Genomic DNA, 22,244 nt, shown 5'->3' with positions numbered 1-22,244 from the left:
GTGAAGAACACCTCTCTCCTTGGACAAGTTATTGCTGCCCGCAGCAGTTTTTATATTTTTTTCCACTTCCGCAAATACATGGATCATTCCGGCCAACATCGACAGCCTTCCGTGCAGGCTTTTTCTTTTGTTGTTTTTCATCCCCTTCTTTTGGATGAACAGCGGTTTGGCCTTTTGCTACCTCTTCACGTTCAAGGTTGTTGCGGATTTCTGCTTTCATGACATATTTTGCTACATCGTCTTCAATTGATGCAATCATTGCTTCAAACATTGCGAAGCCTTCCATTTGATATTCGCGAAGAGGATCAGTTTGAGCATAAGCGCGTAAGTGTATACCCTGGCGCATTTGATCCATTGCATCAATATGATCCATCCATTTTGTATCCACTGCACGAAGAACAATTACTTTTTCAAATTCTCGCATTTGATCAGTTCCAAACGCTTCTTCTTTTTCATCATATTTTGTTTTCACTTTTTCAAGGATATGCTCGATCATTTCTTCTGGTTCTTTTCCTTTAAGATCATTGATTTCCACTTGACCTTCTGATAGAAGGTTTCCGTTTAAGTAATCAATAATTCCTTCAAGGTTCCATTCCTCTGGAAGCTCTTCTTTTGGAGTAAAAGAATGAACAGTACGCTCGACTGTTGAAGAAATCATTTTTTCAACAATATTCCTTAAATTATCAGCTTCAATCACATCTGAACGCTGTTTATAAATCACCTCACGCTGCTGACGAAGAACATCGTCATATTGCAGCAATTGTTTACGTGCATCAAAGTTATTCCCTTCCACACGTTTTTGAGCAGATTCAACAGCTCTGGAAACCATTTTACTTTGTATCGGCTGTGTATCATCCATACCAAGACGATCCATCATATTCATCATATTCTCAGATCCAAAGCGGCGCATCAATTCATCTTCCATTGATAAATAGAATTGAGTCACCCCCGGATCTCCCTGCCTGCCTGAACGCCCCCGCAGCTGATTATCAATCCGGCGGGATTCATGACGCTCAGTACCAATGACAGCCAAGCCGCCAAGGTCAATCACGCCTTCACCCAGCTTGATGTCTGTACCACGTCCTGCCATGTTTGTAGCGATCGTGACAGAGCCTCGCTGCCCTGCTTCCTCAATAATTTGTGCTTCACTAGCATGCTGCTTTGCGTTTAATACATGGTGGGGAACGCCTTTTCTCTTTAATAATTTTGAAATCAACTCTGATGTTTCCACAGCAACAGTACCTACAAGGACAGGCTGGCCTTTAAAATAACGCTGTGTTACATCATCCACAACAGCCTTGAACTTTCCTTCCATTGAACGGTACACAAGGTCTGGTTTATCATCACGGGTGATGGGACGGTTTGTCGGGATTGCAACAACCTGCATGTTGTAAATATTACGGAATTCTTCTTCCTCTGTTTTCGCTGTACCCGTCATTCCTGCAAGCTTATCATACATCCGGAAATAGTTCTGGAACGTGATCGTTGCAAGGGTCATACTCTCATTTTGTATATCTAGGTTTTCCTTTGCTTCAATGGCCTGATGTAAGCCTTCACTGTAGCGGCGGCCCTTCATAAGACGGCCTGTAAAGGAGTCGACGATGACAACTTCGCCATCTTCTACAACATAGTCAACGTCTTTTTGCATGACAACTTTTGCCTTGAGCGCCTGATTAATGTGGTGTATCAATGCCACATGCCTGATATCAAACAGGTTTTCAATACCGAATGCTTTTTCAGCTTTTGTGATACCATCCTCTGTTAGCTGAACACCTTTTGTTTTAACATCAAAAGTGAAATCTTCATCTTGTTTTAAATTGCGAACAAACCCATTCGCTTGAATGTACAATGTAGTAGGCTTTGCAGCTTGGCCAGAAATAATGAGGGGTGTACGAGCTTCATCAATTAAAATCGAGTCAACCTCATCGATTACGGCATAGTTTAGCGGACGCTGCACCATTTGTTCTTTGTAAAGCACCATGTTATCACGGAGGTAGTCGAATCCAAGCTCATTGTTTGTAGAGTACGTAATATCTGCCGCATAGGCCTCTCTCTTTTCATCTTTAGAAAGGCTATTTAAATTCAAACCGACAGTCAGTCCCAAAAATTCAAACAATCTGCCCATTTCATGTGCGTCACGACTGGCTAAATACTCATTGACCGTCACAACATGTACACCTTTTCCTGACAATGCATTTAAATAAACCGGCATTGTGGATGTTAATGTTTTACCTTCCCCTGTTTTCATCTCTGCTATGTTTCCTTCATGGAGAGCCATCCCCCCCATAAGCTGAACATGGAACGGATACATTCCTAGAACACGCCGTGAGCCTTCCCGAACGACTGCAAAAGCTTCCACAAGAATGTCATCCAGTGCTTCTCCTTTTTCAAGTCGATCCTTAAACTCTATCGTCTTCCCTTTAAGCTCTTCATCAGACAATCTTTCCATGTCTGAGCCGAGCGCATCTATTTGATTCGCAATTTTGTCGTATTTGTTTAATTGCCTTTTGTTGAAGTCAAACACTTTATTTAATATTCCAAGCATTCACGAACGCTCCTCTTAAGTGAAAATGTAGTTCACTACATAGAATTTATTAATAAAACCTCTTAAATCGTGCTGCAAATTAACTCATTATTGCAGCTCACCTCACAAAGCTACAATCAATTTTATCACATGTTACCACAAATCCAAACGTTTTAAAGGTCTTCTAAGTAATAATCTGAAAGAATTAACAGAAACTTAACTTAAGGAGAAGCTTTACTTGTTAAAAATAGCACGTAATATATGAAGGGAATTTTTCGATACTTCCTTCGCAAATAGCTGGTCCTGACCATTTTGATATAAAAAGATTCCAACTGCCAGCACGAACGAGATGGCAACTGCAAATGCCCTGGATTTAAAGATTGATTTCATGCAATCACCTCTTTAGGGATTAAAATCATGCCTGTCCCCTTAGCTTATTAAAAAGGTATGACTAAATGATGAACAGAATGTAAAAAGGAAATGAACTTTATTGTGAATGAGATATGTTTTAAAAGGGGAGAGATTGGGTAAATAGTGAACTGGAAAACATGTCATTGAATTGGAGCATAAAAATGAAAGAGACATTAATCAATAAATTATTAAATAAAGGCATTTTTAAATCTGATGACGGGCGGCAGCTCTATGAATTAAATGTTGAGGAGCTTACAAAGATACTGTTTGTTGATCATAAAGAAAGATTTTAAAATTAAAACGGTACCAGGTACTCGCGGTACCTGGTACCGAAAACTTGGTAACGAAAACTATCGTTCCATCATTTTTTTAGGTATTGAATAAGATCCAGATGCTTTTGCCATAGATCAGCATTTGCTTGGGCATAAACGATAGCTTCATCCTTTTGTCCCAATTGATAGGTTTCTGGCATTCTATGAGGAACCTTCTTTTTTCCACTTAAATAATCAGCGACATATGGGTTTTGCTTCATGGCATTTTCAATCGTTGATTTAAATTTCTTAGATAATCCACTATTCAGGTATTCAATCAGGGCGGTATTGAAGACTCCAAAAGCTGTGTATTCTTCAGGGTACTTTTCAAGAAGGTTATTTGCTTTTTTATATTCTTTTCCTTTTATATATAATCTGAATAACTCATAACGGACACCCTGGTTATCCATTTCATTTAATGAAAGTATTTCCTCATATTGCTTAGTAGCTTCATGAAGCTGTCCAGATTCATATAACCCATCAGCATACAAGGCTTTTACTCTCATATAAGGTCTTGTTTCGGTAAGTCCCCAAAACATTCCTTTATTTTCAACAAAATACCTTTTACCCAAATCCTTTTCTCCGGCTTTTACACCTTCTTTAAGCTTCCTCAAGTACTTTTCTTCGGTAGGTTCATTTTCCGCTAAAATTGCATAGGCATCTGGACTATTCGGATATAAGCTGATCGCTTGCTTAGCAAGCTTGTACCTTTTTGCGCCCTGAGACTCTAAAGCTTCATATAAAAGGTCTTGGGCTTGATCTTTCTTTGAGAGCTTTGGTTTAGAGCGAAGCTGTGGGTTGTTAAGAGATTCATTTAAAAATTCATTCATTTCTTCCATAGAATCAAAATCTTTGTCTTTTATTAATTGCTCGGCTTCGCGTAATGCTTTCTCTGTTTCAAACCTTGAGAAATTAGCGAATGGGTCTTCATAAAACCCTTCTCCGTCATCATCCTCTTCAAATCCTGCCGGAAGCTTGGCAAGTAATTTTTCAATTTCCTCTTCAAGTCCTTCTTCAAGCTTTCGATAAGTTTTAGAAACAGTGGCTGCACTAACTCCGTATTTCTTTGCTATTTCTCCTTGAGTATAGAAACCAAGCATTGGGACATTTGTATCAACAAAATAATGTAAACCTGCTGCATAGCTCTCTGGTTTGCGAATTTGCGGATCTTCTTTTAGGCAATAAAAATGCCACATAAACGAACCTACATCAGCTAATTCAGCCGGCCACCCAGTTTTTAATGCGACATTCTGATATAGAACTGATACCATTCTATGATAAGGATTTTTCCATTCAAGCTCTTCTACCGAAGGCATATCACCCATTTCCACAAATGTATTATCTACGATTAAAACAGGATAGATAGCACGTAATTTGGCTTGATCGTCATCAAATCCTTCCATTTCATGAAACTCTTTTAGGAAAGAAGGAATATCAAAAAACAACTCTACAAATTGACCATACAAAAACGAATAGGACGATCCGAAAGGCAGTAAGAAACCGCCCAACAAAGATCCTTGCTCTATTTCAGCAGGAGCTTGCAGCTTTACTGTTTTTAACTCATTCGTAAAAATATCTTTCACTTCGAGATGAAGATTATCTAAAATGTTTGTCACTTCAACCAGTGATCCAGTTGCACCAATCCATTTTTCCAAAAGGCTAATTGCTGATGGCCGGTATTTGTTTTTAATCGCTTGACAAAATCTATGAAAAATCGTTTCTTGATCCTCAAATTGAATGCTTAAAACACACCATGACAATAAGATCAAATGAATCTCTTTAAACTCTTCATCTGACAAATCACGCTCACCGATTATTTCTTCAAGAACCTCGTCCAATACATCTGGATAGTGGTTGACTGCATATTCACGGAGTTCTTCCTGAATTTGCTGAAGCTCACTAAAAATAACATCACCCAGTTGAACTACATTGCTGTTCATGCAGCACTTTTTATACTTTTTTCCGCTTCCGCATGGGCATGGGTCATTTCTGCCAACAGACAATTTGAACACCTTCTTTTGTCACTAATTTTCTTGATTTTAGTATAAGGACTCCCTCTATTTCTTTCAATGTTGAAGAATTAATTTAGTATACTCTTTAAAATCAGTCAAATGCTTGTCAAGGATGTTCTGTAAAATCAGCAAATTAATCTCTTGATAATCATGGACAGCGATATTTCTAAAGCCAACCATTGCCTTCATTAACCATTGCCTAATTACATTATAGCAAGGTTTGTTCTCTTCCTATTCAATCTTCAAAAGAAAAATGTTTAAAATTCCTTAATAAATCAAAATTCATTTGACCGGATAGATTCAATCGTTAAAAATACTTGACCTCTGTTTACCGATCGATAGCATTAGAGGGCAGGAAGACTGCTCTTAATTTTTCTTGGATTGGTCTATGCCCTCTAACCAGTTGCACCCTTAGTAATATTGTAATTCAGTTAAAATCTTTTCCATCAAAAAAGTGGCAAAATGCAAGGGTGCATCTGCCACTTTAAAATAATTTATCCTAATTTAAGCATTCGGTTCAATCAATCCATATTTCCCATCATTTCTTCTATATACCACATTGGTTCTATTCGTTTCTGCATTCGTGAAAACGAAGAAGCTGTGACCCAGCATGTTCATTTGAAGAATGGCTTCTTCACTATCCATTGGTTTTAAGTTAAAGCGTTTTGTTCTTACTAATTCATGTTCTTCCTCATCGACTGCAACAGCTGCTTTTTCCGGTTCATCATTGACGAACATATATTTTGGAGAGCCTTGTTCGCGCAGCTTGCGGTTTACTTTGGTTTTGTGTTTACGAATTTGGCGCTCCAGTTTATCAACGACCAAATCAATTGCCGCATACATATCCTGATTGTGTTCCTCGCCGCGAAGCACGAGTTCTGTAAGAGGAATGGTGACCTCCACCTTAGAATCTTGATCGTTGTAGAATTTCAAATTAACATGTACATTCGCTTCTACTGGATCGTCAAAATACCTTTCCAGTTTCCCAATTTTCTTTTCTACAAAATCTCTTAATGCTGGAGTTACTTCAATGTTTTCCCCTCTGACGTTATATCTCAATCAGAACTCCTCCTTTTGTTAAGGATATGTAAACTTATTTCTACACTTCCCTTCTACATTCCTGCTTAAACGTAAAATTTATGTGAAATTATTATGAATATTGTTGAGGAATGTAGCAATTTAAGAAATAATCTTTACAATTCCTCCGAATAGGTGGAGATAGTATATGAAGAGTGACGTGATAATATGCTACAAACGGTACCTGGTACCGTGTCAACCCGTGAACTTATATTTTAAATTTATAACTAGGTCTTGTAGTTCTTGGGGAGCTTGCTTGGATTGAGCAGAAGAGGGATTTCTTCTGATGATGCTTAGGTTTCTTCGATTGAAGCTAAAATTTGCTGGGCTTGATGGACGTTATCCTTCGTTATCTTTCTCATATACTCTATCATGAGCTCTCCACGTCATACTCAACCTTTCTCCAATATTAAAATTAATAGGTGATAATAATGCTTCAATCAATAAAATTGCTCTGTTGTATGGTTAGGCATAGATTTCACCTATTTTCTTTTATCATAAAACATTCCATCTGCTGTACGATTTTGGTATGGATTCACGTATTTGACTGCAGATGATTTTGTCTTTCTTACATTTTGAATATCCTGCTGAATCCCTGCTTTTACTTTGACTAAAAGAGGTAATATAATTTTGTCTTGCTCTATGATTTTTTTCATTAAGCGACTTTCCTGAGATGATAAGGAAGTTTGAATTTTTTTCATAGATTCATCCCTTTTGTCTAACAGAGACATAATATCCTGAATTTGGTCGTCACGCAGTTCTCTTTTTACTGTCTTATCTAGTGCCTCATAAAGCATTTCAGTACTTTTAAAAAGTTCTTCTATCGCAGCCATCAAGTCTGACCGCCTTGACCAAACTGATGTTTGTGAGACAATTGAATGACTTGCTTCCATGTGTCACGAAAATCAGACACATATTCAGCAACCTCATCAAGTATTGCTTGGTCATTTTTAACATTTGCTTCGATTAGGCGATGGGTTATATATTCATACATAACAATCATGTTTTCCGAAACTTCCAAATCTTGATTTAACGTAACTATTAATTCATTTATAATTTTCTGCGCTTTAATGAGATTCGTATTTTTTTCTTGAACATTACCATCAGTGATGGCTAGTTTTGCCAGGTTAATAAACTTCAGGCAACTGTTATAAAGCATCAACGTTAACTCTCCCGGGGATGCTGTTGTTACCGAATTTTGCTGATAGGCTGCATAAGGATTACTCATTGCCATTACCAACACTCCTTGTTTTTTTGTTACATTCCTCCGCCAAACTGCTGCATGAGGTACATAGATTGTTCATTCATCCGCTGGATAGCCTTTTCCATGGCCGTAAATTGCCTCCAATAGCGGTTTTCGATTTGGATAAGGCGGTCTTCAAAACGTGTAATCTGGTTATCGACATCTTTTAAGTTACGGCCGATCAAAAAAGAATCATTTGTTGATAATGTACCTGTATTGCCGGCTTTTTGTTCAATATTATTTTTTGTATCCTGCAGTGTCTTTCTTAGACGCTTTGTAAGACCTTTTGTTTCATCTGTTGAACCGCTTGGGTTGAAAAGCTGAAAAATGGATTCAGGGTCTTTATCAATTGCTTCACGTAATTTTGTTCCATCGAAAATAAGCTTGCCCTTGTCAAGATAGTTACTCGACGTCTTAATTCCGATTTGAGAAAGCATGGCCGCTTCCTGACTAATGCCTTCGACGGGACTATATATATCTAACCGAAGTTGATTCAAGCCTCCAGTTAATAATGAGTCATTTTTAAGAAGTCCGCTTTTTGCTTTTTCCTCCCACAATTCAATTTGCTTTTCATTAAGCTCTTCTCTTTCATCATCAGTAAATTGAATAAACTTATGTTAAGGTCTTTATTCACAGGAAATAAGACTTATAAAAGATTTTCTTTTAAGCCTTTATTTATGTATCCGTTCCTCCAAATATCCAGTCATGTTACATTAACAAACTGTTTTCTATATAAATCTTTCGACGCTCATTACCAACTCAACCACTATAATAATTCGACAAAATTTGTATATCTGTATCACTTTTATAGGTTATTTTTCCCTTTTTTTACAAAAATAATTATTCCAATTGATTTCTAAAATTGTAAATAATATCATATTGAATGTATCCAAAATTGACTAAATTCTTACATTTTTCGATTGCTATTTTCATAGTGCAACAAAATTTTCACTGAATCTATGAGTCTAAATACATAATGGTTTGTTACTAATGGAGCAATTTTGGTAAGAATATCGTCATTAGTGGAAAATTCTGAAAGGAGTGTTTAAATGTTTAAAAGAATTTCAGCTTTGGTATTAGCACTGACTTTAGCAGTGTCTCCAACACTTGTCCATGCTGCTGAAACAAATGTGGAAGCCCCAAAGAAAGAAGAAAAAGTCAAAGTTGAGGACCCATCTGCTTTAAAAACCGAAGGAACAGAAAATGAACCAGAAAAACCTATTGAAGCGGCAAAAACAAAAGACAAAGCTGAAAAGGGTGAAGCACCTAAAGTAGAAACTAAAGAAGAAAAGCCTGCAGTAAAAGAAGAGACAAAACAACAAGAAGCACCCCCAGTTGTAGAAAAGGTTGAAGAAAAAGCTGATGATACAAAAGAAGAAGTATCAGAAAATAAAAAAACAGAAGATAATAATCCTTCCGAACCTCCAAAAACAGACGATACAGCTGATAATTCTGAACAAACAATAGAAGATAAAGAAGCCAACGAGAATGAAAATGAAGAAGATCTGCTATTTTGTGATGAGCAAGATTTTGGTGGACTTATTGGCGGAGGGTCAGAATTCAATGAAGAAAAAGGCTATTTTGAACTTAAGATGTACGCAAATATTCTTAATTGTAAAGATGAAGTTGACAAAAATGGTTATTATGGATTTCCCCTTCCACAAGGCGTGAATCTTATAAAAGGGCTTATTCCAGAAGGTGTAATACAGGACGGAAGAATGGTTTATGTTAAGTACAAACCTGTACCATTTGATGAATACATTTATGAAAAGTTTAACCTTCCTATAGAAGGAAAAGCTGTTGAAAGATATATATATATGAAGGGGGCAGATATGAGAGACAGGGAGATATATTTACTAAAACGCACGACATTGATACTGTAACTCTCTCTTTTGCAAGTATTGGGGCAGAGAAGAACCTGATGAAGAATCGGAAGACTCATTATCTGTCGTCGAAGGCTGGGAACAAATTAACGGAAAAGCAACTGGAAATGTGAAAGAAGCTGGAAAAGATGGATTTGTCCTTGATGTAAATATCTCCCTTGAAAATACCGGTGAAGCAAATCTCACTGATGTGAAAAAGACAAGGGTTTACTTGCCGGTCTCTGATGAAGTAGCTATTGGCCAAAGCGATGATGCAGAATGGATTGAGCTAGAGGACGGTCAGATAGTTATGTCTCTACCAATCAATAAGGATTCGATTAAATCGGGTGAAAAAGTAAACATCTCTGCAACTATCCCTGTTTTGGGGAAACCGACTCAAACACAGTCAGAAGGAGACTTAGGACTGTTATATGATGAAGAAGGAGAGCTCCTTGAACTTGGGGCTATAGGAAGTACAAAGTTTGATTATTCTGTTATGGATAAAGAACTATACTTTGAAGCTAACGCAAAAGCGATAGCAAATGTCCCAGGGTTTAATAAAAACCAATTTGCTTTAGGCTTTAGCGCTGAAATTCGTAATTTACTTGCTGAAGATGTGGATAGTTTAGATATCGAATTTAACGTTCCTGACACAATCAAAATCTATCCTCCTGAAAGCTATGAATCTGGCGACCTTCCAGACTACTTTGACCTTCCAGGTATTGATGATGGATTGAATGAAAACCTTGACCTTAAATGGAATAGTAATACAGCGACCGTCAATCTTCCTGATGAGGATTTTGGTCCAGGCACAGGATATCAGTTAGCATTCTCTGCACTAGGTGAAGCTAAATCTCTTGATGCACTTAAAGGGTTAAAGGTAACAGTTAAAGCCAAAAGAGGAGACAACACAGTTGAAGAAATTACGGTCCCTCTAGTCGTTGAATACTATGAAGATAATGTCGGTAACGATGATAATAACGACGATAACAGTGGAAGCGACAAACCATCAGATGACGACAAAAACAACGGAGCAACTCCGATTGTTAACAAGCCAGACAATAACAAAAAAGAACATTCTAATGACAAAAAATCAAACAACAACAAAGACAAGTCATCATCTGATAAAAAACAAAACAAACAAAATAAAGAAAACAAATCTGGGCATAAGCTGCCAAACACAGGATCATTTTTCAGCATTGGCTTCATGCCGATTGCGGGAGCTAGTCTCCTTTTATTAGGAGCCCTGCTTTATTTCCGCAGTAGAAAATTGAAAGCTTCATGATTAAAGAAAAGACACTTGCTTTTGTTATTAACAAGGCAAGTGTCCTTTCTTGTTTCATTGGGGGTTATCTCTTCCCTTGATTTATTTTATAATAGAATTCAATGAGGTGATAGACATGGAAAATAAGCAAATATATGATCTTTTAGTTTCAATAAATCATACAATAGAACAATTTGAAGGGCGATTCGATAAAATAGAAGAACGGTTTAATCAAGTTGAAAAACGATTTGGGGACATTGACGGACGATTCGATAAGGTTGATAAACGATTTGGGGACATTGACGGACGATTCGATAAAGTTGATAAACGATTTGGGGACATTGAGGAACGATTTAATAAAGTTGATAATGAAATTAGTGAAGTCAAAGAAATAGCAAGGCGAATAGAAGTTAGTAATGAAGACGATATTCTTGCTATGCTTAAGCAAGTGCAGAACAATACTAATATGTTAGGCAAAGATGTTAAGTATCTTTCTGAAAAAGTTGGACATCATGAAATGGTATTAAATAGATTAGCTGAGAATTAACGGGGCTTTAGCTATAGTGATTCAGTATTGATTTGTCAAATGGCTCATTTTTCGTTTGCTATAAAAAAGTTTCATTGACTGTCATATATCAAAATTCCTTGAAAATATAAATCCCTCAATCCAACTTCTTAGGTTAAGCATTATCTCGCCTTTAGTTCAGTTTGTTCAGCTAAAAAGTTCAATTTCGTTACCTAATGTTCCAACAATGGAGTACAGCATGATTCCTGCCACTTTGTCTTGCATGATGAAAGTTTGGTACATTAGAATGCCTTCGCCTATGATTTCTGGTTTAACGTACTCTACAAAGCATTCTTGCAAACTACTAGGCAAACTAATTAATGTAAGATCATCATTAAAAGTTTCTAATATGGCCTCTAGTAAGTTTAATTGATCGGAATTTAATTCTGTACTCCCCTCTGCATAACTACTTTGATCAATAAAGCTTCCACTGTTTTTTCTTTTTCATTTGATCATTCCCCTTCAAAGTGGTCTTTTCATCATTATGTATACAAAAGAGACCCTAGCAAAACTAGAGTCCCTTTCAAATCATCTAAAATTAACGAAGAAGTTGTAAAACTCCTTGTGGTTGTTGGTTAGCTTGAGCCAACATTGCTTGTGCTGCTTGAGAAAGAATAGAATTCTTCGTTTGGTTCATCATTTCTTTCGCCATCGTGCGAACATTTACTTTCATAAATGACCAGACTATATCTTCACCCTCTAGCAATCTAGTAGGGGTCGGGCACTTCGGATTCACAATGCTGATGACCATTGTTTCACCTAAGGATTTCATCATCATAGCTTTCGCCTTAGACGGTCTACCCTAGTCGTTGAACCTTCTCCATCCTTTCGGAACAGGAGCTTGGCTGCTGGTTGCCCAAATCTTTTCTTTTTTCAAACCTTCACGCTTGTCGTTTCCAACTACGTTGTGGTAAGAGAAGCTCTAAGGGTTTTCCAGCAATTCACCCGATTATACTCACTAGCCGTTACCAGCTAGGACGACTGTGCTTGTTGCTGCTTAGGCAGCTAAAACATAATCTACGTCACGGATACGAGATTCTGCTGCTGTTAGATTTTCAGAAGATGTGTTTAAGTTGTTGATTGTGTGCTCTAATCTATTTTGATTAGCCCCTAATTTAGAACGCTCTTTAGAAACCTTTTGTATTGCTTCATCTAGTACGCTAACAGCTGTACCCGCTTGACTTTTTGTTGATACTTGCAGATTACGTACTCCAAGAGTATCTGCTCTCATATCTTCAAAAGAAAGGTTTAATGTTTGACCTTGATTAGCTCCAATTTGGAAATCAGCACTTCCATCAGCACGAACATCTTTAGCTTCAGTCTCTGTAGAGAAGTTAGATAGTGCATTAGAAGCTGCTTCTTTACGAACGCCTGCAGCACTTTTTACTTCAATTGTGAATCCATTAATTTGTCTAGCCGTTCCAGCACCAGCAGCAGTTATTTCCATTTGGTTTCCTGTCACGCCATCAAATGCTGCTGTAGCTGAACCTTCAGTTGTAATTGCACCAAAAACAGCATCAATATCTTGCGTTGTAATGTCTGTTACATCCAACGTAGCAGTATGTTGCGTTCCATTAATTGACCATGTTGCAGTAATCGTATCTCTATCTGCTATACCTAAATTGTTCCCATTAGCATCTTTTAGCGAGTCTAAAGTAGTACCAGTTACGTTATCCGCATGCATTGTATTTGAGATTTTGTGAGTAGCAACTGCTTGTCCAGCTCCCATATCACCATTCAGTAATTTCTTAGTGTTGAACTCAGTTTGCTCTCCAATACGTTGAATTTCTTCACCCAACTGATTAATTTCATCCTGAATGTTACTACGGTCTTCAGCAGTATTTGTATCATTTGATGATTGAACTGCTAATTCACGCATACGTTGAAGAATACTATGAGTTTCATTTAGCGCTCCTTCAGCAGTCTGAATCATTGAAATTCCATCCTGAGAGTTTTTAGATGCTTGGTCTAACCCACGAATTTGCCCACGCATTTTTTCAGAGATTGCTAAACCAGCTGCATCGTCTCCAGCACGGTTGATACGAAGACCAGAAGATAATTTCTCCATTGATTTCGATTGTGCACCGGAAGCACTATTTAACTGACGATAAGTATTCAACGCCGCAATATTATGATTTATTCTCATTTCTTATTTCCTCCTTGAAAGTTTGGTTTCACATCCGTGTGAATTGATTTTAAAGCAGGTTTAAAAGTCGGCCGCCTTTTGTCTGCTTGTACAGTTTATATATCGACTTTTTGGTAGTTTGTTTTAGTTCTTTTTATAGAAATTAACAAAAAAACCTTAAGCATTTTTGCTCAAGGTTATCGGTTCGTTTATTTTAGTTGGTTGAGATGGTTTAGCGAGATGGAAGCGGCTTGGTTGTTTTCTTCTAGGATAGAGAGGTAGATTTCTTTTCTATGTATTTCGATGTTTTTTGGGGCTTCGATTCCGATCTTGATTTGGTCTCCCTCAATCGAGAGGATTCTTACTTCGATTTCGTCGCCGATTCGGATGGCTTCGTTTGGTTTTCTTGTTAAAACTAGCATGCTTCCACCTCCTATCCTTCTCTTATAATAAGATGCTTTGTTTGAAATTCTGAATTTTCGAGGATGATTTGTTTAGCTTTCTTATTTGTTCGATTGATAATGAGCGGTGCCCGAAGGTTTGCTGTCGTGTTTTCAAAAGGTTCCTTAACAGTAAGGATCGTTATCACTTCAACATCCTCTGCTTTCTCGATTTCTAAATCTTCCATTGTGTTTGGATTAAGATCGAATTCATAGCTTTGAAAAAATAGGAAAGGACTTGTTACGATAAATGCCAGATCTGATGTTTGGATAGACTGCATTGCGAAAAAGGGTGATTCTTCACTTAATGGCAATAAGGCAAATTGCTTCTCGTCATGAAAGCCAGGGATCCCATTTGAGAACTGCAGGATCTGCTCTTCATCTATGTTGGTGCTTCCGTGATATTTCGTTTCTATTATCATTATTCACATTCCTTTTCAAGGGGCTCACTCTATTATACCTTTATGTCTAGGTTAGTAAAATCAATCTGTAAACTCGGTTCTTTCAGAAGTTCAATTCCAACTTTCCCAGACTCGTAATCAACAATTGGTTTGTCTGGCGCAGCATCAATAAATGGCTTTTGCGGAGCGGTTTGAGACCAAATGGCCGATGGCACTCGGGGCTGAACAAAGATAACATACTTAATGCAATAACACTTTAATCAACTTGTACCTTCTAACCTCATGTAAAAAGCCATCTTCCTAAAAAAGATAGCTCATCTTAAAAAATCCATTAATGTAGGCTGAATAAGTCTTGAACCAACCGCTAAGGATGCGCGGTGAAGGCTTTCCTGTATCGTTAGGTTCATGATGACTTTTTCAATGTCGGCGTCTTCATTTTCTGATAATGTTTTATTGGCTGTTATTTCTTGATTGCTTAATCGATCTTCAATCAACTCTAAACGGTTATAACGGGCTCCAAGCTCTGAACGTTCAGCATTCATCGTATCAAAATGAGCATTAATATCGTTTAAGAAATCTTCTGAACCGCTCATATTACCTGAATTGAGAGCAGCTTGGATCTTTTCAAGTGTTTCAAATAGATTATCCCCTGATTCCAGCTTTTCGCCAAATGCATTCAGACCATCAACATTTGATTTAAGCTGGACCCCTTTTGAAACTTCGACCATAAAATCGGAGGATTCAAAATGATAGGTGTAAGAACCATCGGAATTTTTCGAGATAGCAGGCTGATCGGTTTTTGTTCCATTGAAAATGTAACGGCCTGCTACTTGAGTATTTGCCACTCCGATAAGGTCTTCTTTTAATTGATTAATCTCTACCTCAATCGATTTTAAATCTTCAGGACTATTCGTCCCATTTTTTGCTTGGACTAAAAGCTCTCTCACACGATGTACCACCTGCTGGGCATGTTCAATTCCGCCTTCTGAGTTTTCCATCCATTGATAGGATTCCGTCAAATTTCGTTTATATTGTTCAATCTCCGTTAAGTTTGTCCGGTAGAACATTCCCTTCATCGCCACAACCGGATCATCAGACGGACGTTGAATTTTCTTCCCGGTATTCATCTGATCTTGGTATTTCCCCAGCATTTGGTAGCTCCTGCTCAAATTTCTCATCGCGTTATTTGCCAGCATTCCTTGGGTTACTCGCATTTATGTCATCCTCTATCTTCCGGCAATACCCATGCCGTTAATGATTTTATCAAGTAATTCATCCTGCAGAGAAAGCATTCGCGCTGACGCATTGTAAGCGTGCTGAAATTGGATCATATTCGACATTTCCTCATCAAGAGAAACCGAGCTTACCGATTGCCTGCGTTGCTCTACAGCTCCCGTCAAGACAGCGCTATTGTCTCTTAAACGAATCGCTTCCTGAGAAACTACAGCCATACCGCCAATCATACCTTCATAAAAATCCTGTAAGTTTGTAGTAGTATCTCCAATCGTGAGTGCACTGTTTTTCATTTCTGCCAATGCAATGGCATGATTTCCATCACCTTTTTCTCCATTACTGGAGGCGGCTATGTTATCTATTGTTTTTACAATGTCTTCATGAATGTCGATAGAGGACGCAGCTCCCTTCGGATCCGTCAATCCTTCCAGATCAAAGAAGTCTGATACAGGCGTACCATTATCAATACTCGATATGCTGTGTCCTTTGTTTATGCAGGCTATTAAACTCTTTAGCAAAGCTATAGGCCATTTCATCAAGATTTTTTAGCATGTCAGGATAAAGACCTGATTCGATTTGTTCTCCGCTGCCAGTTTTATATGTATATCCGTAAGAATCTATTAAACTGCTAATCTTCCCCTCACTTTTAAAATCCATACTTGTAATCTCTTTTGATCCAATGCTGATTGATTCAACAAGTCCATTGCGTTCATTCATGCTGACCGCTACTTCATTTACCTGCTTACTTGAAGAATCTACTAAAATCTCATGAGATTTTCCGTTATCAGCGACAAGCTCGACTGTATATAACCATTCAGCAATTGCCAGGCTGTTTCCGCCCGTTTTTTGCGGAGTTACCTTTACATTTGCTAGAGTGGAGAGCTGATCGAGTAATCGATCTCTTTCATCATATAAGTCGTTTTGAAGATAGCCATGGGGTTCAGTTTCAGAAATTTGCTTGTTAATCTGATTAATTTGATTAGCTAATGAGTTAATTTCCTTCACTGAAACATCCAACTCATTTTTCAAATCTTTTTGGACAGATTTTAAAGAAGTCGATAAATAATGAAACGTTTCAGCTACCCCAATTCCGCGTTCGCGGACAACTGAACGTGCCCCCGCGTTTTCTGAATTTAGCGCTAAATCCTGAAGGGATTGCCAAAAGCGGTCCAAAGTCTTCGATAAACCGGCATCTGAAGGCTCGTTCATGATCTCTTCCATCTTTTGAAAAGCATTTGCCTGGGAATTCCAGTATCCAAATTTTTTATTCTCGCCTCGGAATTGGAGGTCTAAAAATCCTTCGCGCACCCGCTGGACAGAGCCTGGTTCTACACCTGTTCCCATTTGTCCAGGAAGCTGAGTACGGTCCCTTGATACAGCAGGATAAGGATCTGTCTGCACAAAATTTACTCGTTGTCTTGTGTAGCCGGGTGTATTGGCATTTGAAATATTATGACCTGTCGTATATAAAGCACTTTGTTGTGCATTCATTCCTCGTTTTGCCACTTCTAAACCATGAAAAGTTGAAATCATCTCACGTTCCTCCGTTACGCTCTTGAATCAAATAATGCCCGCCGTTTTGCGTCTGTTCCTTGCTTCTTTGCTGAAGCTTGGTATGTAAGCGGCTGTTCTTGAGGTGCAATCATATCAAGGGACATAGAAATTTTAGAATCAATGCTTCTTCTACTTCAGTCGACCGCCCGTGATTTCCTTAAGTGCAACCGATTTATTTCCTCTTTTTCGCAAAAAGTAATAGACAGTTTCAAAATGTTTTTCTTCCACTAAAAAGCATTCCTGACAAACAATACGAAATTGAGTTTTTACAAATAGAGCATTGCAATTCGGACAGTCGGATAGTTCATTCATAAAAGGTTCTCCTATCATCTTACTATACTTTATATATCGGTTTCTAAAGGGAAATGTTAACTTCTTATCAGGGTTAACGAAGACACGGATTTAGCTCCATGCTCAAGGAGGATTTTGGCCGCGTGACGCAATGTAGTTCCTGTTGTATAGAGGTCATCGATGAGAAGGATGTTTTGATTGGAGATGGCGGAGGGGCTTGTCATTTGAAAAACATTTTTCGTTTGGATTCTTTCCTGGCGGGACTTTTTTGATTGTTTTTCATGATGAAGTCTAGTTATTGGCTCATAAATAGAAAGATCCAAACATTCAGCAAGAAGCTTAGCTTGATTGAAGCCGCGTTCGTACAATCGTTCCTTACTTGAGGGAATAGGAACAATCATATCATTTTCTTGAAAATATTTTTTAAACGTGTTTTCGAAAGCATACTTAAATACGTAAACCAGCTCAGCATCCCCGCGGTATTTAAAAGCTGCTAATACCTCTTTCATAAAGTCGTTATATTCATACGTAGAGCGGTTACAGACAAGTGTGTCCTTCCATTCAGGCTGATTCTGCCACCGGCTGCAGTCTGAACAAACAGGTTCTTCAGTCATCCGCCCGCAAACAGTACAAATGGGGCCTGTTAACAGCTTAAATTGCTGCTCACATTCTTCACATATTTTCTTTTCCTTTATTAGAAGAAAAAGACTTCTCCATGAACTTTTCATTTCAAGTCTTTGGTCGCAAATAAGACACTGGTTCATCTGTCACCTCGTTTTTTCATTTCTTCACAAAGAGGGTTATCGGAAACAATCTTTGCACATTCTGCCAGCTTGACCTGTAATGATGTCATTTCCTGTTTGTCTATATAGTTTGCTTTAACATAAGCAACTTTTTCATAATCGGATACATAGCGGGGCTGGACTTTATTTAACACAAGCGCAAACACATTTTCCTTGCATGTTTCACAAAAACAATTCATTCCCAGTTTTTCTTTATAGGAATCCAGCAGATGCTTCACAATCTGTTCCATCGCATTTATAACCATAATATCCTCCTAAAAAGAGATTTTTCAGTGATATTTTGTCATAACTGCTTTAAATTAGGAATGATTCGCCATTATATATTCGATTTTTTGGCAAGAGAATTCATTGCTTCAATATGATTTTTCGCTTGAATCATCGCCTCTGTTTTTCCATAGTGGAAATAAAAAACATCCCCTCCCGGATAATCGGGGTGCCTGCCAACCCGGCCTGCGATTTGTACGAGAGCACTTTCTGTGAAAATACTGTCTTCGGCTCCAAGAACGGCCACATCTGAATTTGGAATTGTCACTCCCCGCTCAAGGATCGTTGTTGTAACAAGTAACAGTGTTTTACCTTCACGAAATGCTAGTACCTTTTCTTTTCTTTCAGGATCTTCTGCGTGAACAGAATCAACCAGATCACAAAATGGTTTAATGAGATCGACAATTTTATTAAGAAATTCAATTCTTGGCGCAAAAATAAATGCCTGTTTCTGATTGTCAATTTGATTTAGAACCCAATTTAGAATGGTTTGCGGCAGCTTTCTTTTCTCTAACGCCTTACGCCAATTTCCACACCATTCAAAGGATGGTACAGGTAATGTATGGCCGTGATAACGAGCTGGAATCTTTACACAATCGAGCTTTCTCCTTTCGACTTTATGCTGCATCTTTTTAGAAGGGGTAGCCGATAAATAGATAAGAGTTCCTTGTGGCTTTCTTGCTTTTTCTGCTGCGAACTGAAGGGTTTCATCCAATGAGTATGGGAAAGCATCTACTTCATCAATAATGAGGACATCAAATGCTTGATTGTAACGGAGAAGCTGGTGGGTAGTTGAAATGGTGAGTGACGCTAGCTTTCCTCTATCCTCGCTTCCACCATATAATACAGCTAAATTTGCGTTTGGAAACGCGTTTTTGAGCCTTGGTGAAAGTTCTAGGACGACATCAGTCCGCGGTGTGGCAATGCAAACTCTCTTTCCTGCAGCCAATGCCTCTTGTATCCCTTCGAATAAAATCTCTGTTTTTCCCGCTCCACAAACTGCCCAAACTAGAAGTGATCTGGGAGCTTTTATACTTTCGATCATTTTCTTGGATGCATTAGCTTGACCGGCTGATAATGCCCCTGACCAGACTAGAGAATTATGTAGAGGAGGTAATTCCAGAGCAGGGCCTGACCAAGTGAAAAAAGGAGTACATTCACAGATTCTCCCCATCATGATACAGGATCTGCAATATGTGCAATTTTCACCGCATCTCGCACAATGAAAAACAGCAAACTTATTTAAGTTGTTGTTTCCACAGCGATTGCAGAACCAATTTCCATTTTTCTTAAATACTCCATAATCCAAATTTAGATACCCTTTTTCAAGATGAGATTGCATTTCGCTTAAAGGGAGTGATAAGTCGTCATTGGTTAAGTGTCGTCCATAAAGAATATTTTGAAGGTCCTTGTTAAAGGAAAATGATGTGTCTAGCGGAGGCCGTGGCAGGAATGAACATTCTGATAGCTTCCTGCCGCGTTGGAGGTCATAGGTTAGTGTTAAAGCATCTATGGATGAAATGATTCTCATTTTTCACCTCGTTCATTTATATAATTCAATGATTTTTCGATAGCGCTTTTCAACACTAAGTGGTGAGCGGTCTAATTTTTTGGCGATCTCTCTATACTTCAGTCCTTCTTCTCTAAGCTGAAGCAATTCTCTATCCTCTAATGTACTCCAATGCTTATACGTTCTTTGTTTCTTATCGTATAGAATAGACAATTTTTCTAAACACTCCTTTTTTTGGATAACTTACTAACAGGTAGTATTATCCATGACAATTTATCGATTGTCTATACAGGAAGCTAGCAAAAGGTCTTTTATCCTATGTATTCGAAATTTTCCAAATACACGAATGAACCTAATAGATGGGATGGGGCAGGAACATGGCGAAATCTTTGATCGTGGGAGTTCTCCTCTTTGAATGGTTCTGCTTATCGATGACGAGTATATGACAGAAAGCACAGAAAAGTCCATATTCGGTCAGCCCGCGGATTATCAGAGTCATTCCTATGTCAATTTATTTATTCGGCCATTTCTTTTGGGAATTCGACCAATTTTTCCATTTAGCTGACATTTTCCCGCCTCAATTCAACCAATTCCTCTGTTTATTCGGCCAATGCTTTAGTACTAATTTTGAAGCATCCACTTAAAAAACTGCTCCTAAAAGCAGCTTCTATTCACTATTTTTTATACCAAGCAAGCCCCATTGAGCCTTCACCTAGATGAGTTCCAATTACAGGACCAAAGTAGCTGATCGAAAACTCGACATGAGGATATTTTGCTTCAAACTCTTTCTTGATTTGGATGGCTTCATCTTCACGATTCGCATGAATAACAACAGCCTTCATTGGAACCTTGAGGCTTGCATCCTCGTTAAATAGTTCAAATATTCGGTTCAATGCTTTTTTACGAGTGCGGATTTTTTCATAAGGAACAATAAGCTTGTCAACAAAATGCAGTAGCGGTTTCACCTGCAGCAAACCGCCAATAAAAGCTTGAGCACCGCTTAACCGGCCGCCTCTTTGCAGATGAGACAAATCGTCTACCATAAAATAGGCCCTGGTCGATTTTTTCATTTCCTTTAATCGTTCCATGATTTCTTCAGGTGATTTTCCTTCTTCAGACATTTCTGCTGCTTCAATTGCAAAAAAACCTTGAGCCATACAGCTTATTTCACTGTCAAAAGGATATACATTTATGCCTTCTGCCATTTGACCTGCAGTAACTGCCCCATTATATGTACCGCTAATCCCGCTTGATAAATGGATGCAAATCACTGCCTCGTATTCTTTTGCTAGCTTTTCAAATATTTCAACAAACAAACCAACAGATGGTTGAGATGTCGTCGGCAAGTCTTCTCTACTCCGAATCTCGTCGTAATATTGATTCGCTGAAATCTCAATCTCCTCTTGATAGGACTCCCCGCCGAAAATGACACTAAGAGGAATCATATGGATATTCAGCCTCTCCCGAACCTCTTTCGGTATATACGCCGTACTATCCGTTAAGATTGCTGTTTTCATGTAACTAGAATCCCTTCCTTATCATTAATTTTTTTCCAAATAGTTTAATCACTATTTTATAAGAAAAAGAAGGAAATTTCATTAGTTATCTGTGAAATGGCTATATGATAGTCCAGATGGATTCATTTGAGCCTATAAATAAAGAACCTTAAAAGGCATAAACCCAATCAAGGTAGAGAAACTTTAATTCTCTTTAATCTGATACTTCTCTTTTATTTGTTCTAATAGATTTTTGGCTTCAATTTTCTTATCAGGGTGTTTCTTAATATAGAAGTCACAAGCCACTTCTAAGTAGTCACAAAGTTCCTCATGAGTGACAATGTCCTCTTTTATTTCATCTAACCCATAGTAGTAATAGAATAGTACTTTATCCTCTCCAAAATATTCCTCCTCGGAGGTGTCAAATTCATCAGAATATACAACGCCTAATGTATCTCTTCTTACAACATTTTCATCTAAAAATCTTTGTAAAGTTTCTATGAAATTATAATCTATAGTTAATTCTAGTAAGACATTGATTACATTTTGTTTTTTTAAATCTTTATTTAAGTAAGTATCTCTAAACAATCTTCGTTCTGATTTGAAGTTTTCGTTCATTATGTTTCTCCTTTATTTACTAAACTCAATGACTGGATAGAAGTTACTAATCTCGCCTGTTTCTTTGTTTCTAAATCCTTCAAACTTTAGTCCATTACTTGATGTTCCCCATATTTTATCTTGGTATCCTAATTCATCTACTTGGTTTTTCAAAAGACCATTTTCCATAGCTTCTTTACCCAGTATTATAATATTTTCATTAGAAATCACATTAGGATCATATATAGTTTTAAGTAAGGG

General features: G+C 37.9%; 24 protein-coding genes and 3 pseudogenes. 4 read left to right on the top strand and 23 right to left on the bottom strand.

Annotation, left to right across the window (positions count from 1 at the left end; genetic code table 11):
• Window positions 1-28: 28 nt before the first annotated feature.
• Together secA and IC621_RS14315 are read right to left on the bottom strand one after the other, a co-directional pair.
• Window positions 29-2,545 (bottom strand): preprotein translocase subunit SecA, encoded by a 2,517-nt coding sequence (gene secA / locus IC621_RS14320; RefSeq protein ID WP_191159007.1) that lies wholly within the window; start codon window positions 2,543-2,545, stop codon window positions 29-31.
• A gap of 213 nt (window positions 2,546-2,758) precedes the next feature.
• Window positions 2,759-2,914 (bottom strand): hypothetical protein, encoded by a 156-nt coding sequence (locus tag IC621_RS14315; RefSeq protein WP_191159006.1) that lies wholly within the window; start codon window positions 2,912-2,914, stop codon window positions 2,759-2,761.
• Window positions 2,915-3,096: 182 nt separating this feature from the next.
• On the opposite strand from IC621_RS14315, the gene IC621_RS14310 reads away from it, so the two are divergent.
• Window positions 3,097-3,228, top strand: coding sequence for a Fur-regulated basic protein FbpA (locus tag IC621_RS14310; RefSeq protein ID WP_224752539.1), 132 nt, complete (start codon window positions 3,097-3,099; stop codon window positions 3,226-3,228).
• A gap of 68 nt (window positions 3,229-3,296) precedes the next feature.
• On the opposite strand, the gene IC621_RS14305 is transcribed toward IC621_RS14310, so the two are convergent.
• The 6 genes and pseudogenes from IC621_RS14305 to fliD all read right to left on the bottom strand — a co-directional run bounded on the left by IC621_RS14305 (window position 3,297) and on the right by fliD (window position 8,186).
• The gene (locus IC621_RS14305) at window positions 3,297-5,249 is read right to left on the bottom strand and encodes an SEC-C metal-binding domain-containing protein (protein ID WP_191159004.1); all 1,953 of its coding nucleotides are present in this window, start codon (window positions 5,247-5,249) and stop codon (window positions 3,297-3,299) included.
• A gap of 63 nt (window positions 5,250-5,312) precedes the next feature.
• Window positions 5,313-5,447, bottom strand: a pseudogene (locus IC621_RS14300) (HepT-like ribonuclease domain-containing protein); the annotation flags it as partial.
• A gap of 315 nt (window positions 5,448-5,762) precedes the next feature.
• Window positions 5,763-6,317, bottom strand: coding sequence for a ribosome hibernation-promoting factor, HPF/YfiA family (gene hpf, locus IC621_RS14295; RefSeq protein WP_191159002.1), 555 nt, complete (start codon window positions 6,315-6,317; stop codon window positions 5,763-5,765).
• Window positions 6,318-6,817: 500 nt separating this feature from the next.
• Window positions 6,818-7,168 carry a flagellar protein FliT gene (locus tag IC621_RS14290; protein ID WP_191159001.1) on the bottom strand — a complete coding sequence of 117 codons (351 nt, stop codon included), beginning with the start codon at window positions 7,166-7,168 and terminating at the stop codon, window positions 6,818-6,820.
• Window positions 7,168-7,569 carry a flagellar export chaperone FliS gene (gene fliS / locus IC621_RS14285; protein WP_191159000.1) on the bottom strand — a complete coding sequence of 134 codons (402 nt, stop codon included), beginning with the start codon at window positions 7,567-7,569 and terminating at the stop codon, window positions 7,168-7,170. Before fliS ends, IC621_RS14290 begins: the two co-directional genes overlap by 1 nt.
• Window positions 7,570-7,592: 23 nt before the next feature.
• A complete protein-coding gene (gene fliD / locus IC621_RS14280; protein ID WP_191159077.1) occupies window positions 7,593-8,186 on the bottom strand; it encodes a flagellar filament capping protein FliD in 594 nt (197 codons plus the stop codon).
• A gap of 441 nt (window positions 8,187-8,627) precedes the next feature.
• Here fliD and IC621_RS14275 point away from each other — a divergent pair, with 441 nt between their 5' ends.
• The 3 genes from IC621_RS14275 (at window position 8,628) to IC621_RS14265 (ending at window position 11,251) form a co-directional block, all read left to right on the top strand.
• Window positions 8,628-9,461: a hypothetical protein gene (locus IC621_RS14275; RefSeq protein ID WP_191158999.1), complete on the top strand. Its 834-nt coding sequence runs from the start codon at window positions 8,628-8,630 to the stop codon at window positions 9,459-9,461.
• Between the two features lie 109 nt (window positions 9,462-9,570).
• Complete coding sequence (locus IC621_RS14270; RefSeq protein WP_191158998.1) at window positions 9,571-10,725, top strand: LPXTG cell wall anchor domain-containing protein; 1,155 nt, start codon at window positions 9,571-9,573, stop codon at window positions 10,723-10,725.
• Window positions 10,726-10,840: 115 nt separating this feature from the next.
• Window positions 10,841-11,251 (top strand): hypothetical protein, encoded by a 411-nt coding sequence (locus IC621_RS14265; protein ID WP_191158997.1) that lies wholly within the window; start codon window positions 10,841-10,843, stop codon window positions 11,249-11,251.
• A 556-nt stretch (window positions 11,252-11,807) separates the two neighbouring features.
• On the opposite strand, the pseudogene IC621_RS26530 reads toward IC621_RS14265, so the two are convergent.
• The 15 genes and pseudogenes from IC621_RS26530 to IC621_RS26520 all read right to left on the bottom strand — a co-directional run.
• Window positions 11,808-11,924 (bottom strand): annotated as a pseudogene (locus tag IC621_RS26530) (flagellin); the annotation flags it as partial.
• 342 nt (window positions 11,925-12,266) lie between these two features.
• Window positions 12,267-13,415, bottom strand: coding sequence for a flagellin N-terminal helical domain-containing protein (locus tag IC621_RS14255; RefSeq protein WP_191158996.1), 1,149 nt, complete (start codon window positions 13,413-13,415; stop codon window positions 12,267-12,269).
• 188 nt (window positions 13,416-13,603) lie between these two features.
• Window positions 13,604-13,816, bottom strand: a complete 213-nt coding sequence (gene csrA / locus IC621_RS14250) for a carbon storage regulator CsrA (RefSeq protein ID WP_191158995.1) — start codon at window positions 13,814-13,816, stop codon at window positions 13,604-13,606.
• Between the two features lie 11 nt (window positions 13,817-13,827).
• The gene (fliW, locus tag IC621_RS14245) at window positions 13,828-14,256 is read right to left on the bottom strand and encodes a flagellar assembly protein FliW (protein ID WP_191158994.1); all 429 of its coding nucleotides are present in this window, start codon (window positions 14,254-14,256) and stop codon (window positions 13,828-13,830) included.
• Between the two features lie 32 nt (window positions 14,257-14,288).
• Window positions 14,289-14,450: a DUF6470 family protein gene (locus IC621_RS27190; RefSeq protein WP_396653029.1), complete on the bottom strand. Its 162-nt coding sequence runs from the start codon at window positions 14,448-14,450 to the stop codon at window positions 14,289-14,291.
• Window positions 14,451-14,549: 99 nt separating this feature from the next.
• Window positions 14,550-15,449 carry a flagellar hook-associated protein FlgL gene (gene flgL, locus IC621_RS14240; RefSeq protein WP_191158993.1) on the bottom strand — a complete coding sequence of 300 codons (900 nt, stop codon included), beginning with the start codon at window positions 15,447-15,449 and terminating at the stop codon, window positions 14,550-14,552.
• Between the two features lie 12 nt (window positions 15,450-15,461).
• Window positions 15,462-17,001, bottom strand: a pseudogene (gene flgK, locus IC621_RS14235) (flagellar hook-associated protein FlgK).
• Window positions 17,002-17,151: 150 nt separating this feature from the next.
• Entirely contained in the window at window positions 17,152-17,334 is a 183-nt protein-coding gene (locus tag IC621_RS14230; RefSeq protein WP_191158992.1) for a hypothetical protein, read from the bottom strand.
• Window positions 17,335-17,390: 56 nt separating this feature from the next.
• The gene (locus IC621_RS14225; RefSeq protein ID WP_191158991.1) at window positions 17,391-18,077 is read right to left on the bottom strand and encodes a ComF family protein; all 687 of its coding nucleotides are present in this window, start codon (window positions 18,075-18,077) and stop codon (window positions 17,391-17,393) included.
• A complete protein-coding gene (locus IC621_RS14220) occupies window positions 18,074-18,361 on the bottom strand; it encodes a late competence development ComFB family protein (protein WP_191158990.1) in 288 nt (95 codons plus the stop codon). The genes IC621_RS14225 and IC621_RS14220 overlap by 4 nt, the downstream gene beginning before the upstream one ends.
• Window positions 18,362-18,432: 71 nt before the next feature.
• On the bottom strand, window positions 18,433-19,911 hold the full coding sequence (locus IC621_RS14215) for a DEAD/DEAH box helicase (RefSeq protein ID WP_191158989.1): 1,479 nt from the start codon (window positions 19,909-19,911) through the stop codon (window positions 18,433-18,435).
• 12 nt (window positions 19,912-19,923) lie between these two features.
• Window positions 19,924-20,103, bottom strand: coding sequence for a helix-turn-helix domain-containing protein (locus tag IC621_RS14210; protein WP_191158988.1), 180 nt, complete (start codon window positions 20,101-20,103; stop codon window positions 19,924-19,926).
• Window positions 20,104-20,564: 461 nt separating this feature from the next.
• Window positions 20,565-21,407, bottom strand: coding sequence for a DegV family protein (locus IC621_RS14205; protein ID WP_191158987.1), 843 nt, complete (start codon window positions 21,405-21,407; stop codon window positions 20,565-20,567).
• Window positions 21,408-21,590: 183 nt separating this feature from the next.
• Window positions 21,591-22,004 (bottom strand): ribonuclease toxin immunity protein CdiI, encoded by a 414-nt coding sequence (cdiI, locus tag IC621_RS14200; protein WP_191158986.1) that lies wholly within the window; start codon window positions 22,002-22,004, stop codon window positions 21,591-21,593.
• 12 nt (window positions 22,005-22,016) lie between these two features.
• On the bottom strand, window positions 22,017-22,229 hold the full coding sequence (locus IC621_RS26520) for an EndoU domain-containing protein (RefSeq protein ID WP_318153048.1): 213 nt from the start codon (window positions 22,227-22,229) through the stop codon (window positions 22,017-22,019).
• Window positions 22,230-22,244: the final 15 nt, after the last annotated feature.

This window comes from Metabacillus arenae (assembly GCF_014773385.1).
Classification (GTDB): Bacteria; Bacillota; Bacilli; order Bacillales; family Bacillaceae; genus Metabacillus_D; species Metabacillus_D arenae.
This window is presented reverse-complemented; position numbering and strand designations above follow the sequence as displayed.

What these genes read in the sequence shown, in the direction of transcription:
- secA (WP_191159007.1), bottom strand. Translation starts at nt 2,545, where the DNA reads ATGCTTGGAATATTAAATAAAGTGTTTGACTTCAACAAAAGGCAATTA.
- IC621_RS14315 (WP_191159006.1), bottom strand. Translation starts at nt 2,914, where the DNA reads ATGAAATCAATCTTTAAATCCAGGGCATTTGCAGTTGCCATCTCGTTC.
- IC621_RS14310 (WP_224752539.1), top strand. Translation starts at nt 3,097, where the DNA reads ATGAAAGAGACATTAATCAATAAATTATTAAATAAAGGCATTTTTAAA.
- IC621_RS14290 (WP_191159001.1), bottom strand. Translation starts at nt 7,168, where the DNA reads ATGGCTGCGATAGAAGAACTTTTTAAAAGTACTGAAATGCTTTATGAG.
- fliS (WP_191159000.1), bottom strand. Translation starts at nt 7,569, where the DNA reads ATGGCAATGAGTAATCCTTATGCAGCCTATCAGCAAAATTCGGTAACA.
- IC621_RS14275 (WP_191158999.1), top strand. Translation starts at nt 8,628, where the DNA reads ATGTTTAAAAGAATTTCAGCTTTGGTATTAGCACTGACTTTAGCAGTG.
- IC621_RS14265 (WP_191158997.1), top strand. Translation starts at nt 10,841, where the DNA reads ATGGAAAATAAGCAAATATATGATCTTTTAGTTTCAATAAATCATACA.
- IC621_RS14255 (WP_191158996.1), bottom strand. Translation starts at nt 13,415, where the DNA reads ATGAGAATAAATCATAATATTGCGGCGTTGAATACTTATCGTCAGTTA.
- csrA (WP_191158995.1), bottom strand. Translation starts at nt 13,816, where the DNA reads ATGCTAGTTTTAACAAGAAAACCAAACGAAGCCATCCGAATCGGCGAC.
- fliW (WP_191158994.1), bottom strand. Translation starts at nt 14,256, where the DNA reads ATGATAATAGAAACGAAATATCACGGAAGCACCAACATAGATGAAGAG.
- flgL (WP_191158993.1), bottom strand. Translation starts at nt 15,449, where the DNA reads ATGCGAGTAACCCAAGGAATGCTGGCAAATAACGCGATGAGAAATTTG.
- IC621_RS14230 (WP_191158992.1), bottom strand. Translation starts at nt 17,334, where the DNA reads ATGAATGAACTATCCGACTGTCCGAATTGCAATGCTCTATTTGTAAAA.
- IC621_RS14225 (WP_191158991.1), bottom strand. Translation starts at nt 18,077, where the DNA reads ATGAACCAGTGTCTTATTTGCGACCAAAGACTTGAAATGAAAAGTTCA.
- IC621_RS14220 (WP_191158990.1), bottom strand. Translation starts at nt 18,361, where the DNA reads ATGGTTATAAATGCGATGGAACAGATTGTGAAGCATCTGCTGGATTCC.
- IC621_RS14215 (WP_191158989.1), bottom strand. Translation starts at nt 19,911, where the DNA reads ATGAGAATCATTTCATCCATAGATGCTTTAACACTAACCTATGACCTC.
- IC621_RS14205 (WP_191158987.1), bottom strand. Translation starts at nt 21,407, where the DNA reads ATGAAAACAGCAATCTTAACGGATAGTACGGCGTATATACCGAAAGAG.
- cdiI (WP_191158986.1), bottom strand. Translation starts at nt 22,004, where the DNA reads ATGAACGAAAACTTCAAATCAGAACGAAGATTGTTTAGAGATACTTAC.